The sequence below is a fragment of the Phaeobacter sp. CECT 5382 genome, from assembly GCF_001457775.1.
Lineage (GTDB): Bacteria > Pseudomonadota > Alphaproteobacteria > Rhodobacterales > Rhodobacteraceae > Pseudophaeobacter.
The window spans coordinates 83,892-98,557 of the sequence record NZ_CYSG01000010.1 but is presented as its reverse complement, the minus strand read 5'-3'; the positions used below and the strand labels follow the sequence as shown (position 1 = coordinate 98,557).

Here is a 14,666-nt window from a genome sequence, read left to right as displayed (position 1 = left end):
CGCAAAACGGAATACGATCCTTCAATAGGAGAGGGATTGTTCACAAATTCAGCTCCGAACGCCGATCCTGCGCCGCGTGAACGCCGCGTAAACCATGTCGAAAGATTCTCTCGGGGCATCGCAGATAACCGCCAGATGCCAACAGGGCGCGAAAGCCAGACGGATGTCAGAACCAAGCGGTCAGTTCATTTTGGGAAACAGTTTGTCTCGACAAATTGACTTGACCCTCTTCGCTGAAGATTCTCATAATAATTAAGTTTGAGTAAAAATGGAGAAGCACCATGCGTGCGCTTACCGCTATTGTCTTTGCCGCGATGGCTACGGTCGTAGCCCCTACCGTGGCGCTTGCGGATCCAATTCCAAGTGGCGCAAAACCCGCCCCCAGTTCAAAGATCACCAAGGCCTACGCTGGCAAGACGGATCTGTGGGACAGCGGCTGCGGAGGTGGCATCTACTTCTCACCCTCGGGCCAGGCCAGAGCCTGGTGCAAGGAAAGCAGCGATAGCCTCGGCGCCGGCACTTGGAGCATCGATGCAAACGGCAATCTCTGTCAGGATCTGACTTGGTATTGGCCAAGCACCAGGACCGCAGGCGCAAGCCCTGGTGGTTCCACCTGCATCTCTCATGTCGTTGACCGCTGGGGGCAACTCTGGCGCAGCTGGCCGGGCGATGATGACTGGTGGCCCGTGGATCGCAACGCAGGGCTAGTTCGCGGCTACAAGTTTCAGTCCCAAATTCTGGAGACACGCTCAAAGCTCGGCTTTTGATCTTTCTTCGCAAAGATATAGCGTCTCTGTAGCAACGGTATTGAACACAGGTTCCTGCCAAAAGCCATCCCGTCACGATCGGATGGCTTTCGTCATTTGACCCATCCTGACGTGTTGTATCTGGATCAAAACCGGTGAAAAACCGCAAGAAGGACGGGCAGGCCGCCTATAATTTGCGCATCGGCTTGCGCGAAAATGCATAAAGCCACAGCTTGCCCAACCCCGATCTGTACATTTCAAAGCTAGCCTGCCGCAATCCGCGCATGTCGAATGCACTCTCCATCATTGTTGTCGAAGCCGACCGCGACCGGGCCCGCCTCATCGTTGACGGTCTCCGAGAGGCAGGCAGTTTTGACATCCATGTCATTTCCGAACCGACTGGCCTTGCACGCCAGATCAAAGCTCGTGCCCCGGACGTCGTTCTGATCGATATCGAAAATCCGTCGCGCGACACACTTGAAGAGCTTGCTCTGGCCTCAGGTCCGCAAGAACGGCCTGTTGCGATGTTTGTCGACCGCAGCCCAGATGGGCTGTCAACCGCAGCGGTGGAGGCCGGGGTCTCTGCTTATGTCGTCGATGGGCTGCAGCCCGCCCGGCTCAAATCGGTATTGGATGCAGCCATCGCCCGATTTCGGGTGTTTCAACGCATGCGCACAGAACTTGCTGAAACCAAGCGCGCACTCGAAGAGCGCAAAGTCATCGACCGGGCAAAAGGAATGATCATGAAGGCCCGCCAAATGAGCGAAGACGACGCCTACGCCCTGCTACGCAAAGCTGCGATGGACCAGAACAAGCGGGTCGCAGAGGTGGCGCAGTCGTTGATTACATCAGTTAGCCTCTTGTCATGACACATACCGTCCTTCCTGTTGGCTTTGTACCGCTGGTAGATGCCGCACCTTTGATCGTCGCCCAAGAAATGGGGTTCGCCGCCGAAGAAAAGCTGACGCTGGATTTGCGGCCTGCGCCTTCATGGTCCTTGCTGCGCGACATGCTTGCGTTTGGCCAGGTGGACGCCGCCCATATGCTGTCGCCGCTGCCAGTCGCCACAGCCCTCGGCATGGCCGGTGCGGGCTGCGAGTTCTCGGTTCTGTCGGTGCTGTCCATCAATGGCAATGTCATCGGTGTCAGCACGGAACTGGCCGCAAAAATTACCGATCAAGGGCATGGGTTCACCTTCGACGACGCCAGAGCTGCAGGCCACGCCTTGCTATCCGCATCAAATGCCCCACTGCGGATCGGCGTGCCCTTCCCGTTCTCGATGCATGCTGAGTTGCTGTATTATTGGCTCAATGCTCTGGGCTTTGCCGCCCCGAATGCAGTCGACATTCGCACCGTGCCACCTTCGCTGATGGCAGATGCCATCAGCGCCGGAGAAATCGACGCGTTTTGTGTAGGTGAGCCCTGGGGCTCGATTGCTGTGGAACAGGGGGTGGGATCTTTATTGCTTCCCAGCCAGGCGATCTGGTCCTTTGCGCCGGAAAAAGTTCTGGCGGTGCGCCGCGACTGGCCAGAAGAAAATGCTGCGCTGGCAGCGCGCCTAATCCGGGCCATATGGCGCGCCGGCAGATGGTTGGCTGATCCCTCCTCGCGCCTGCTCGCGGCCGAGCTAATGTCCTCACGTCGCTATCTTGATCTGCCACCGGAAATTCTGGAACGCGCTTTGTCCGGCAACCTGACGATCACCCCACAGGGCCGTCAACGCGCCGTTCCTGGTTTTCTGGAGTTTCACAACGGCGCCGCCGGTTTTCCCTGGCGCAGTCAAGCACAGTGGATTGCCCAGCAAATCGCCTCGCGCAATGGCTTTGATCGCAAGACCGCCGCCGCTGCAGGCAGACAGGTGTTTCGCAGCGACCTTTATCGCGAGGCTTTAAAGGGCACCCAAGCGGATCTGCCCGGTGCATCGTTGAAATTCGAAGGCGCGCTAGAGGTCGAAACCCCGGTTGCCTCCAAGGCAGGAACGCTCAGCCTGCTGCCCAATCGCTTTTTTGACCGCCAAGTTTTTGACCCCAGCGATACCTCGTGATGAAAATTCAGGCGGAACTCCACGCTTGATGCCGCATTGCAGCAAAATCTCCTGCAAAACGCAAAGAAAAGCTTGGCCCCCCGGATAATTTTACGCAATCTGATCTCAGGCAGGCAATGGCGCCGACCTAACGAATTCCCCCGAAGTCCGGGTTCAATGAGCAAAGCCGCTCGACCCTTCGCCCCTATGTGGCGAAGCGCGTCAGCGGCTTTTTTCTGTTCGCCACTCTCCATCGAACACAGCAAACACAATTCAGCAAACACAGGGATCCTTCTCCATGAAAAAACTGATTTTTGCCCTCGCAACCACAACTGCACTGACATCTCCGGCGCTTGCCGAAATGCTTGATCTGGAAAAGGACGTGCTAACCTTTGGCTTTATCAAGCTAACGGACATGGCACCGCTGGCCGTGGCCTATGAACAGGGTTTCTTTGATGACGAAGGGCTGTTTGTCACCCTCGAAGCACAGGCCAACTGGAAAGTTCTGCTGGATGGCGTGATCGACGGCACCTTGGATGGCGCGCATATGCTGGCTGGTCAGCCACTGGCCGCAACAATCGGATATGGCACAGAGGCCCATATTATCACACCGTTTTCCATGGATCTGAATGGCAATGCGATCACCGTGTCAAACGAAGTTTGGGAGATGATGAAACCCGGCCTGCCGGTCACTGATAGCGGCGAGATAGAACACCCGATTTCTGCCTCTCATCTGCAACCAGTGATCGACAGCTTCAAAGACGAAGGCAAACCCTTCAATATGGGCATGGTCTTTCCCGTCTCCACTCATAACTACGAGCTGCGCTACTGGCTGGCAGCGGGCGGTATCAACCCAGGCTACTACAGCCCGCAGAACGTCACCGGCCAGATAGATGCAGATGTCTTTCTGAGCGTCACACCCCCGCCCCAGATGCCATCAACGCTCGAAGCGGGCACCATCAATGGCTATTGCGTTGGCGAACCCTGGAACCAGCAGGCGGTGGCCAAAGGCATCGGCGTGCCAGTGATCACCGACTATGAACTGTGGAAGAACAACCCGGAAAAAGTCTTTGGCATCACCCAGGAGTTTGCCGAGCAAAACCCCAACACGACGTTGGCGCTGGTCAAAGCCCTGATCCGGGCCGCCATTTGGTTGGATGAAAACGACAACGCCAACCGCCCCGAGGCCGTCGAGATCCTGTCGCGGCCGGAGTATGTCGGTGCCGACTATGACGTCATCGCCAATTCGATGACTGGCACCTTTGAATACGAGCGCGGCGACACCCGCGCGGTGCCGGACTTCAACGTCTTTTTCCGCCACCACGCGACCTATCCCTACTATTCCGACGCCGTGTGGTATCTCACCCAGATGCGCCGCTGGGGTCAAATCGCCGAAGCCAAGCCAGACAGCTGGTACGATGAGGTCGCCAAATCCGTCTACAAGCCCGAGATTTATCTAGAGGCCGCCCGATTGCTGGTCAAAGAAGGTCGGGCCAATGAAGCGGATTTCCCCTGGGACAGCGATGGCTACAAAGCCCCGACCCCAGCTGCCGATATCATCGACGCCATTCCATATGACGGCGCGGCGCCCAATGCCTATCTCGACAGTCTGCCGATTGGCCTGAAAGCCGGACAGACGGTTGTCGGCACCGAAGTTCAAGGCTGATCCAAGCCCTGCTCTCTCCTGCCGTTCCATGTCACCTGGAACGGCAGGCCCAAGATGCCAACGGCACTGGCCCTTCCTTAGGACGACAGATCTCTCGCTCGCCTTGGCACTACATTTCCCATGAGGACACTCCCATGACCGCCATCGACCCTTCATCGTCTTCCCTCAGCCTCGCGGATCGGCGGGCTCGGCTTTTTACCTGGGTCAACAAGGCCGGTGCCTGGGTTTAGGGTCTGGGTCTGGCCTGGATGACCCCCGTGCTGCGCGCCTCTGCGGGGGACAATCCGCGCGCACAGATGAAAGAAATCTGGCGTCTTCTGGTGGTCCCACTGATCTCCATTGTGGCCTTCCTGTTACTCTGGGCCACGCTGGCCCCCAAAGTTCAAACCTCGCTGGGTGCCATCCCCGGTCCGGCGCAGGTCTGGGAAGAAGCGGTCAACCTACATCAGGATGCCCGGGCAAAACAGGCCAAGGAGGTTGCCTTTTACGAACGCCTCGACAAGCGAAACGCAAGGCTGGTGGAACAGGGACAGGCTGACCGGGTCAAACACATCCCCTATACAGGCGCGCCCAGCTATTACACCCAGATCTGGACCTCGATCAAAACGGTCTTCTTCGGCTTTTTGCTGGCTGCTGTGGTGGCGATCCCACTTGGCATTATCGCCGGTCTATCACCGACAGCGAACGCCGCCATCAACCCGCTGGTGCAGATTTTCAAACCGGTCTCCCCACTGGCCTGGCTGCCGATCGTCACCATGGTGGTATCAGCAGTCTATGCAACCAACGATGGGATGTTCTCAAAGTCGTTTCTTGTTTCGGCCATTACCGTAACGCTCTGCTCTTTGTGGCCAACCCTGATCAACACCTCCCTGGGTGTCAGCGCGATCGACAAAGATCTGATTAGCGTTTCCAAAGTGTTGAAAATGAACGCATATAACATGATCACCAAGCTGGTTCTGCCGTCATCCCTGCCGCTTATCTTCACCGGTCTGCGACTTAGCCTCGGGGTGGGCTGGATGGTGCTGATCGCCGCTGAAATGCTGGCACAGAATCCAGGCTTGGGAAAATTCGTCTGGGATGAATTCCAGAACGGCTCCAGCAGTTCTTTGGCAAAGATCATCGTCGCAGTGCTGACCATCGGCATCATCGGCTTCCTGTTGGATCGGGTGATGTTCGCGCTGCAGTCCCTTTTCACCTTCTCCAGTAACCGGTGATCGCAATGAGCTTTTTGACATTCGAAAATGTGAACAAGGGCTTTGGCCAGGGCACCTCCCGCGCAGAGGTTCTGAAGGACATCAATCTCGACGTTGAAGAAGGTGAATTCCTGGCGATCCTGGGCTTTTCCGGCAGCGGAAAATCAACCCTGATGAACATGATCGCCGGGCTGGATCAGCCTTGCTCCGGCACCCTCCGCTTCAAGGGAAAGCCCATCACGGGCCCCGGCCCTGAACGTGGTCTGGTATTTCAAAGCTATTCGCTGATGCCCTGGCTTACTGTGCTTGGCAATGTGATGCTGGCAGTTGAAGCGGTTTTCCCCAAACTCTCGAAGGCCGAAAAGCAGGTAAAGGCCGATCACTACATCGCAATGGTTGGCCTGTCCCATGCCGCAGCGCGCCGTCCGGCGGAACTGTCTGGTGGGATGCGGCAACGGGTTTCAGTAGCGCGTGCGCTGGCGATGGATCCGGAAATGCTGCTGCTGGATGAGCCGCTTTCCGCGCTAGATGCATTGTCGCGGGCCAATCTCGCGGATGAAATCCTCGAAATCTGGGAGCGCGATCGCAAGACCTGCATCCTGATTACCAATGATGTGGACGAGGCGATCCTGCTGGCGGACCGCATTGTTCCGCTCAATCCCGATGGCACCCTGGGCGAAGCCTTTGCAGTGGATATCCCCCGCCCCCGCGAGCGCAGCGAGATGAACCATGATGCGCAGTTCAAGAAGATCCGTGGCGAAGTCACCAAATACCTGATGGATGTTGGCATCGAGGCCAAGGTCGAAGGCAGTCGGCTTTTGCCCAAAGTAACCCCGGTGCATGGGCTGCCAACAGCCCTGAGTGACGCCCAGAAAGGGCTCGCGGACGAGCGGTATGTGGATTTCAGTCAATTACACAAGGTCTATCCCACCCCCAAGGGACCGTTGACGGTTGTCGAAGACTTCAATCTGAAAATCGACCGAGGCGAGTTCATTTCGCTGATTGGTCACTCTGGCTGCGGCAAATCCACCGTCCTGACCATGGCCGCAGGGCTGAACGAGATTTCCAAAGGCGCGATCAAACTTGACCGTCGCCATGTCGAAGGCGCTGATCCCGAGCGCGCCGTTGTGTTCCAGTCGCCAAACCTGTTTCCTTGGCTTACCGCCAAGGAAAACGTATCCATCGGGGTGAACAAGGTCTATCCCCGCGCCTCGCAGGCGGAACGTCAGGATGTCGTGGAATACTACCTTGAACGCGTCGGGTTGGCCGACGCCATGGATCGCCCGGCGCATTCGATGTCCAACGGCATGAAGCAACGGGTCGGCATTGCCCGCGCCTTTGCCTTGTCGCCGAAACTTCTGCTGCTAGATGAACCCTTTGGCATGCTCGACAGCCTGACCAGATGGGAGCTGCAGGAGGTTCTGATGGAGGTCTGGTCACGCACCAAAGTGACCGCCATCTGCGTCACCCACGATGTCGACGAGGCCATCTTGCTCGCGGACCGCGTGGTAATGATGACCAATGGTCCACAGGCCACAATTGGCAAAATCACCACCGTCGATCTGCCCCGCCCGCGCAGCCGCAAGGCTCTGCTGGAGCATCCCGACTATTACACCTACCGGCAAGAGGTTCTGGATTTCCTCGAAGAATACGAACACGGCAAAAACCCGAAATCCCGCCCCACCTCAAACGCCATTGCAGCGGAGTAACCCCATGACACAGAAACTTGTCATCATCGGCGCAGGCATGGCCTCTGGCCGGGTGATCGAACACTTGGTTGAACAGGCACCAGAGGCCTATGACATCACACTTTTTAATGCCGAGAGTCGCGGCAACTACAACCGCATCATGCTCAGCCCAGTTTTGTCCGGCGACAAAACCTATGAAGAAATCGTCACCCATAGCACTGACTGGTATGCGCAAAACGCAGTAACCTGCCGCTTTGGCGAGCACGTCACCGCCATTGATCGCGACCGCAAGGTGGTGCGTGGCGAAAACGGCGAGGTGGCCTATGACAAGTTGATCATCGCCACTGGCTCTGCCCCGTTTATTATTCCTGTCGCGGGCAAAGATCTGCCCGGCGTGGTCACCTACCGCGATCTGGACGACACCAACGCAATGATCAAAGCTTCGGCGGAGGGCGGCAAGGCTGTGGTCATCGGCGGTGGTCTTCTTGGTCTTGAAGCGGCGGCCGGACTGAAAGAGCGCGGCATGGATGTCACCGTGCTACACCTCATGGGCCACCTGATGGAACGTCAGCTGGACCCAGCGGCTGGCTATTTGCTGCGCAAGGATCTTGAGGCCCGCGGGATCGAGGTGAAAACCCAGGCTTCTACCAAGGCCATTCTGGGGCAAACCAAGGCCGAGGCGGTGCTACTGGAAAGCGGCGAAATACTCGACGCTGATCTGGTTGTCATGGCGGTGGGTATTCGCCCCGAGACCCGGCTTGCGACGGATGCAGCGCTGGACGTAGCACGCGGCGTTGAGGTGAACGCGCAGATGCTCACTTCAGATCCCGATATCTACGCCGTCGGTGAATGTGTGGAATTTGACGGTCACCTGTTTGGGCTGGTGGCCCCGCTCTATGATCAGGCAAAGATTGTCGCCAAGGGTCTGATGGATGCCCCCGATGTCTTTCAGGTCAAAGAACTGGCAACCAAGCTCAAGGTCACGGGCTGCGATCTTTTCAGCGCCGGAGATTTTGCCGAAGCTGAGGGGCGCGAAGATATCATCTTTCGCGATCCCGCACGCGGCATCTACAAACGTCTGGTCATCGAAGACGACAGGCTGGTCGGTGCGGTGATGTATGGCGATACCACCGACGGCAACTGGTTTTTTGGCCTGATCAAGGACGGCACCGATATCGAAGAGATGCGAGAGACGCTGATCTTTGGACCAGCCTATCAGGGGGGCGCCTCTGTGGACCCTCTGTCAGCCGTTGCAGCATTGCCGCTTGATGCGGAAATTTGCGGCTGCAACGGCATTTGCAAAGGCACCATCACCGACGCCATCAGCGGCGGCGCAACCGATCTAGCCGCAATCAAGACACAGACCAAAGCCAGCGCCTCTTGTGGCACCTGCACCGGACTGGTGGAGCAATTGCTACAGGCGAGCCTGGGCGATGCCTATGCTACGCCGGTGGCACAACCCGTTTGCGGCTGCACCGAGCTGAGCCATGAAGATCTGCGCCGATTGATCAAATCGCAGGAACTGAAGTCGCAACCCGCCGTCTGGCAGGAATTGGGCTGGAGCACACCAAATGGCTGCCCGACCTGCCGTCCGGCGGTGAATTTCTACCTGCTGGCGGATTGGCCGCTGGAATATCAGGACGATCCGCAAAGCAGGTTCGTCAATGAACGCAAACACGCCAATATCCAAAAGGACGGCACCTATAGCGTTGTGCCCCGTATGTGGGGCGGTATCACCAACCCGCTAGAGCTGCGCGCGATTGCCGACGCCGCCGACAAATACAATGTGCCTACCGTCAAGGTTACGGGCGGTCAGCGGATCGATTTGCTGGGTGTCAAAGGCGAGGACCTGCCCGCGATCTGGGCCGATCTGAACAGCGCTGGTCTGGTCTCGGGGCACGCCTATTCCAAAGGGCTGCGCACGGTGAAAACCTGTGTCGGCACCGATCACTGCCGCTTTGGCACGCAGGACAGCACCGGGCTGGGCATCAAGCTGGAGCAGATCCTCTGGGGCAGCTGGACACCGCATAAGGTCAAACTTGGCGTCTCGGGCTGTCCGCGCAACTGCGCCGAAGCCACCTGCAAGGATCTTGGCATCATTTGTGTCGACAGCGGCTTTCAGGTCAGCGTCGCGGGCGCTGCCGGAATGGAGGTCAAAGAAACCGAGCGGCTGGTCGATGTGGAGACCGAACAAGAAGCCATCGACATCACTATGGCCTTTGTCCAGCTCTACCGGGAGAACGCAAAATATCTGGATCGCGCCTTTAAATGGGTTGCAAAAGTTGGGCTCGACTGGGTGCGTGAGCGGGTGGTCGATGATCTGGATGAACGCCGCCGCCTGATTGACGCCTTTGAGCTATCGCAGTCGATCTACCGCAAAGATCCCTGGGCCGAGCACGCCCAGAACAGCAAGACCCGGGCGCAATATGCACCCATTGCAAATCTGAACCTGGAGGCGGCTGAATGAACTGGATCGACATAGGTGCCGTCGCAGATATTCCGCTGCGCGGCGCACGCATCGCCAAAACACCCGTGGGCTGTATCGCCCTGTTCCGCACAGGCCTGGACGAGGTCTTTGCGGCCTCCGACAGCTGCCCCCATAAAGGTGGCCCGCTGTCCGAAGGTATTGTCCATGGCCAGAAGGTGACATGCCCTCTGCACAACTGGGTCTTTGATTTAAACACCGGCGAGGCCCAGGGCGCAGATGACGGCAAGATCGACACCTACCCGATCTGCATCAAAGAGGGCCGCATTCTGATTGACGCAGACAGCATCAGAAATCGGAGCGCCGCGTGATGGATGGCAGCGCACTGCCCGAAACCCGTTCGACCTGCCCCTATTGTGGGGTGGGCTGTGGTGTGCTGCTGCGCCCTGACGGTCAGGGGGGGCTGTCCGTCCGGGGCGATCCGGATCATCCGGCAAATTTTGGGCGGTTGTGTTCCAAAGGCTCGGCCCTGGCAGAAACCACTGGCCCGCAAGGCCGTCTGCTGACACCGCAAATCGCCGGTAAACCTAGCGATTGGGACAGCGCGCTAAGCAAGGTTGCCGACACATTCAGTCAAACCATTGCTGATCATGGACCGGACTCGGTGGCGCTGTATGTCTCCGGGCAGTTGCTGACCGAGGACTACTATGTCGCCAACAAGCTCACCAAGGGCTTCATGGGCACGGCCAATATCGACACCAATTCTCGCCTGTGCATGGCGTCGACCGTGGCAGGCCATCGCCGCGCCTTTGGCTCTGACACGGTGCCGGGCACCTATGAAGATCTGGAACAGGCCGATCTGATCGTTCTGGTCGGCTCCAACCTCGCTTGGTGCCATCCGGTCTTGTTCCAACGCATTCTGGCCGCCCGCAAGACACGCGGCACCAAACTGGTGGTGATCGACCCACGCCGGACGGCCAGCTGTGACGCCGCCGACATGCACCTAGCCCTGCGCGCTGGCAGTGATGTGGCCCTGTTCAACCGGCTGCTGACAACGCTTGAGCAACAAGATTGCCTCGACGCCGACTACCTTTCAAATGTGGACGGTGTGCAAGACGCCATCGCCGCGGCACGGGCATCGGATGCCTCTGCCACTGGACTGGACGAGGCCACGCTTGCGGAATTTTGCACCCTTTGGGCCAAAACTGACAAGGTCGTCACGGTTTTCAGTCAGGGGGTGAATCAGTCCAGCAACGGAACCGACAAGGTGAATGCGATCCTCAACTGCCATCTGGCGACAGGCAGGGTAGGCAAACCGGGATGCGGGCCGTTTTCCGTCACCGGCCAGCCAAATGCCATGGGCGGGCGCGAAGTCGGAGGTCTTGCCAATATGCTCGCCTGTCATCTGGATCTGGAAAACGAAACTCACCGAACAGCGGTGAGCGGTTTCTGGAACGCACCCGGGGTTCCTGACCGCCCGGGCCTAAAAGCCGTCGATATGTTTCGCGCCGTAAATGACGGTCGCATCAAGGCCATTTGGATCATTCACACCAATCCGGCCGTGACTCTTCCTGATCCAGATATGGTACGCGCCGCGCTGGTGGGTTGTGATTTCACCGTCGTCAGCGACATCACAGCTGCAACAGATACCGCCCGGCTTGCCGATGTTGTGCTGCCCGCGACCGCTTGGGCGGAAAAAGACGGCACAGTCACCAACTCAGACCGCACGATAAGCCGCCAGCGGGCGATCTTACCCGCGCCCGGCCAAGCGAGACCGGATTGGGCGATCCTGGCAGAGGTCGGTCACCGCATGGGCTGGCCCTCTGCATTCGACTACACATCCCCAGCCGAGATTTTTCGCGAGCACGCCGCCCTATCAGAAATTGCTGGAACCTTTGGACGCAACTTTGATATTTCGGGCCTGCAGGACCTGTCCGATCAGGACTATGCAGACTTGGCACCGACGCGTTGGCCCATCAGTATAAAACGCTCCGGGGGACGGTTTTATGCCGATGGCCAATTCAACCACCCCAACGGCAATGCGCGTATGCTGCCAGTACACCACAGCCAGCCCGACCCAATCCCCCTGGGACAGACACGTCTGCCTCCGGGTACATCGCTCAGGCTGAACACCGGGCGCATTCGTGACCAATGGCATACCATGACCCGCAGCGCCCGGTCCCCACGCCTGTCGGCGCATCTGGCCGAACCCTATGTCGATATCAACCCCAGTGATGCCAAGGCATTAGGGCTACAGCCCGCCGATCTGGTAAAGCTGAGCAATCCGCAGGGCCAAGCCATCCTGCGCGCCCGTATCACCACGGATGTTCAACCCGGCAACATATTTGCGCCCATGCACTGGACCGGTGAAACCGCCCCAACTGCGCGCATCAATGCCCTTGTGAAGCCCGTCGTGGACCCCGTTTCGGGCCAGCCCGACAGCAAGGCCAGTCAGGTCACAGCCCAACGACTGCAGGCAGCCTGGTATGGCTTTGCCGTTTCGAACCAAGCCATGCAACTTGGACCCAACTATGACACGATCCAGCAGTCAGATCGCACCTGCGCCTATTGGGCACAGGCGCGCACCAAAACGGGGTATCGGGCCGAACTCGCAGGGCTCACGGAGATCAACGATTGGGAAACCTACGCGCGGGCGCTGTTTGAGCTGCCCGATGCGGAACTACAGCAGTTGACCGATAAACGCCGCGGCCTGACACGGCTGGCTTTGCATCAAAACGGCGAGGTTCAGGCGGCTTTGTTTGTCGCGCCGGAACCGGTGGCGGTGATGCGGGACTACCTCGTTGGCCTGCCTGGAACTGCCGCCCCACAGATCTTGACCGGGGTGACCCCGGCGGATCAACCTGACCCCGGACCTATCCTGTGTTCCTGTTTCGGGATCGGCATGAACACAATTTCCGACGCCATCGCGACCAAAGGTCTGATGACAGTAGAACAGATCGGGGCCGCCCTTTCGGCGGGCACGAATTGTGGCTCTTGTCAGCCGGAAATAGCCGCGCTGATCACAACTGTCCGTGACAAGAAAACTGAGAAAGAGGAGCTGTGCTCATGAAAGTGCTTCCGGATTTTGGCCGTATCGCCAGCCAGACCATCATCAATTTTGGCTTGCGCAGCAGAGCGATGAGGCAATCCTTCAAGAATGCCATAGTCCCGGAAAAATCTGGTAGCACTAGGGCCAAAGGGTCGATTTCGCTGGTCGGCGCAGGTCCGGGTGCTGCGGATCTGCTGACACTGCGGGCAGTCAAACACCTGCAACAGGCAGATGTGGTCTTTTATGACCGCCTAGTCGACAAAGAGGTTCTGGATATCGCCCGCGGCACTGCCGAGTTGGTTTTTGTCGGAAAACACGTGGGCGCCCATGCCTGGCCGCAGGATCGCATAAACGCCGTCATCGTTTCCGAAGCCCTGAAGGGACGCCGAGTTGTCCGCCTGAAATCCGGGGATCCAAGCATTTTTGGTCGCGCCCGAGAAGAACTCGAAGCAGCCCGTGTAGAGGGCATCGACATAGAGATTGTTCCCGGCATCACCGCCGCCCTTGCAGCCGCCTCGCGAACCGGGATGCCACTGACCGAACGCGGCATTGCGGATACTCTCGTGCTGACAACAGGCCGCTGTCAGGAAGATGACCCGCTTCCGGACTGCGCCCGTCATGCCCAGCCGGGCACTACTTTGGCGTTTTATATGTCAGTGCGTCAGGCTGCGCGGGTGCGCGACGGGCTGATCGAGCTGGGAATGCCGCCAAGCACGCCCGTCACAATTGCGGTGGATGTGTCGAAACGCTCCGAGCGGATTTTGGGCTGTGACCTCAGATCCCTACAGGGCACGCTGGAGCAACACTCAATCTCAGGATGCGCCACGCTTATCGTGACCTGGCCCAAACAACAGATCCAGCTGAACGCGATGGCAAGCTAGACAGAACCAGCCATCGCGCAGTTGGCCCCTAGCCCGCCACCATCTTTTGCACCTGCACGCCAAGGCCCTCTACGCCCAGCTCGACCCTGTCTCCGGCTTTCAGATAGCATTCTGGCTTTTGGCCCATGCCAACACCGGGCGGGGTTCCGGTGGAAATCACATCCCCCGGTTGCAGGCTCATGAATTGTGACAGATGCGAGATCACTGTGGCCACATCAAAATGCATCGTGCGGGTCGAGCCATTCTGATAGCGCTTGCCGTTGACCTCCAGATACATCTCAAGGTCTTGCGGATTGGCGACCTCATCCCGGGTCACCAGCCAGGGGCCGATGGGGCCGAAGGTGTCGCAGGATTTACCTTTGACCCACTGCCCCGATCGATGCAGCTGAAAATCGCGTTCGCTGAGGTCATTGACCACACAGTAACCCGCGACATGATCCAAAGCCCTGTCCCGGTCGACATATTTGGCGGTTTTGCCGATAACCACGCCGAGCTCGACCTCCCAATCGGTTTTGATCGATCCGCGCGGAATTTCGATGTCATCGTTGGCACCGCAAATGGCTGATGTTGCTTTGAAAAAGACCACAGGCTCCTGCGGCAGATCCATTCCAGCCTCGGCGGCATGATCGGCATAGTTCAGGCCGATACAGATGAATTTCCCTACCTGCCCGACGCAGGCGCCCAGCCGCACATCTGGTGCCACGGCTGGCAGGGTTTCGGGGTCAATCGCGCGCAGCTCAGCCAGCTTGGTATCGGCCAGCGTAGCACCTGCAAAATCATCAATCACAGAGCTAAGATCGCGTATAGTGCCCCCGTCATCCAAAAGGCCGGGTTTTTCGGCGCCTGCCGGGCCAAAACGTAGTAGTTTCATGGTGGTATTCTCCCAAGACTTCAGATCAGCCAAACGACGGCATTGAGAACTGGCACGTGATCAATCCGCGATCCGGATTGACAAAAAGGAACGGCCCTCAACCTGACGCAAATCCGTGCGACAA

10 protein-coding genes and 1 pseudogene are annotated in these 14,666 nt (G+C 58.3%); 10 read left to right on the top strand and 1 reads right to left on the bottom strand.

The features are described 5' to 3' along the window. The first annotated feature begins 281 nt into the window (after positions 1-281). The 10 genes and pseudogenes from PH5382_RS12280 to cobA all read left to right on the top strand — a co-directional run bounded on the left by PH5382_RS12280 (position 282) and on the right by cobA (position 13,671). A complete protein-coding gene (locus tag PH5382_RS12280) occupies positions 282-767 on the top strand; it encodes a DUF995 domain-containing protein (protein ID WP_058334679.1) in 486 nt (161 codons plus the stop codon). Between the two features lie 263 nt (positions 768-1,030). Continuing rightward, positions 1,031-1,615, top strand: coding sequence for an ANTAR domain-containing response regulator (locus tag PH5382_RS12275; protein WP_058334678.1), 585 nt, complete (start codon positions 1,031-1,033; stop codon positions 1,613-1,615). Continuing rightward, positions 1,612-2,790: a CmpA/NrtA family ABC transporter substrate-binding protein gene (locus tag PH5382_RS12270; protein ID WP_058334677.1), complete on the top strand. Its 1,179-nt coding sequence runs from the start codon at positions 1,612-1,614 to the stop codon at positions 2,788-2,790. Before PH5382_RS12275 ends, PH5382_RS12270 begins: the two co-directional genes overlap by 4 nt. Before the next feature lie 277 nt (positions 2,791-3,067). Further along, complete coding sequence (locus tag PH5382_RS12265; protein ID WP_058334676.1) at positions 3,068-4,435, top strand: CmpA/NrtA family ABC transporter substrate-binding protein; 1,368 nt, start codon at positions 3,068-3,070, stop codon at positions 4,433-4,435. 134 nt (positions 4,436-4,569) lie between these two features. Beyond that, a pseudogene (locus PH5382_RS12260) lies at positions 4,570-5,649 on the top strand (ABC transporter permease). Between the two features lie 5 nt (positions 5,650-5,654). After that, positions 5,655-7,337 (top strand): ABC transporter ATP-binding protein, encoded by a 1,683-nt coding sequence (locus PH5382_RS12255; protein ID WP_058334675.1) that lies wholly within the window; start codon positions 5,655-5,657, stop codon positions 7,335-7,337. A 4-nt stretch (positions 7,338-7,341) separates the two neighbouring features. Beyond that, the gene (nirB, locus tag PH5382_RS12250) at positions 7,342-9,783 is read left to right on the top strand and encodes a nitrite reductase large subunit NirB (RefSeq protein ID WP_058334674.1); all 2,442 of its coding nucleotides are present in this window, start codon (positions 7,342-7,344) and stop codon (positions 9,781-9,783) included. Beyond that, positions 9,780-10,112, top strand: coding sequence for a nitrite reductase small subunit NirD (gene nirD, locus PH5382_RS12245; RefSeq protein WP_058334673.1), 333 nt, complete (start codon positions 9,780-9,782; stop codon positions 10,110-10,112). The genes nirB and nirD overlap by 4 nt, the downstream gene beginning before the upstream one ends. Continuing rightward, positions 10,112-12,811, top strand: coding sequence for a nitrate reductase (locus PH5382_RS12240; RefSeq protein WP_058334672.1), 2,700 nt, complete (start codon positions 10,112-10,114; stop codon positions 12,809-12,811). Before nirD ends, PH5382_RS12240 begins: the two co-directional genes overlap by 1 nt. Beyond that, entirely contained in the window at positions 12,808-13,671 is an 864-nt protein-coding gene (gene cobA, locus PH5382_RS12235; RefSeq protein WP_082645649.1) for a uroporphyrinogen-III C-methyltransferase, read from the top strand. Before PH5382_RS12240 ends, cobA begins: the two co-directional genes overlap by 4 nt. 28 nt (positions 13,672-13,699) lie before the next feature. On the opposite strand, the gene PH5382_RS12230 is transcribed toward cobA, so the two are convergent. Beyond that, a complete protein-coding gene (locus PH5382_RS12230; RefSeq protein ID WP_058334671.1) occupies positions 13,700-14,542 on the bottom strand; it encodes a fumarylacetoacetate hydrolase family protein in 843 nt (280 codons plus the stop codon). Positions 14,543-14,666 lie beyond the last annotated feature (124 nt).

Excerpts from the sequence above, each read along its gene's own strand:
- PH5382_RS12270 (WP_058334677.1), top strand. The coding sequence starts at position 1,612 with ATGACACATACCGTCCTTCCTGTTGGCTTTGTACCGCTGGTAGATGCC.
- PH5382_RS12275 (WP_058334678.1), top strand. The coding sequence starts at position 1,031 with ATGTCGAATGCACTCTCCATCATTGTTGTCGAAGCCGACCGCGACCGG.
- nirD (WP_058334673.1), top strand. The coding sequence starts at position 9,780 with ATGAACTGGATCGACATAGGTGCCGTCGCAGATATTCCGCTGCGCGGC.
- PH5382_RS12265 (WP_058334676.1), top strand. The coding sequence starts at position 3,068 with ATGAAAAAACTGATTTTTGCCCTCGCAACCACAACTGCACTGACATCT.
- PH5382_RS12255 (WP_058334675.1), top strand. The coding sequence starts at position 5,655 with ATGAGCTTTTTGACATTCGAAAATGTGAACAAGGGCTTTGGCCAGGGC.
- PH5382_RS12230 (WP_058334671.1), bottom strand. The coding sequence starts at position 14,542 with ATGAAACTACTACGTTTTGGCCCGGCAGGCGCCGAAAAACCCGGCCTT.
- PH5382_RS12240 (WP_058334672.1), top strand. The coding sequence starts at position 10,112 with ATGGATGGCAGCGCACTGCCCGAAACCCGTTCGACCTGCCCCTATTGT.
- cobA (WP_082645649.1), top strand. The coding sequence starts at position 12,808 with ATGAAAGTGCTTCCGGATTTTGGCCGTATCGCCAGCCAGACCATCATC.
- PH5382_RS12280 (WP_058334679.1), top strand. The coding sequence starts at position 282 with ATGCGTGCGCTTACCGCTATTGTCTTTGCCGCGATGGCTACGGTCGTA.
- nirB (WP_058334674.1), top strand. The coding sequence starts at position 7,342 with ATGACACAGAAACTTGTCATCATCGGCGCAGGCATGGCCTCTGGCCGG.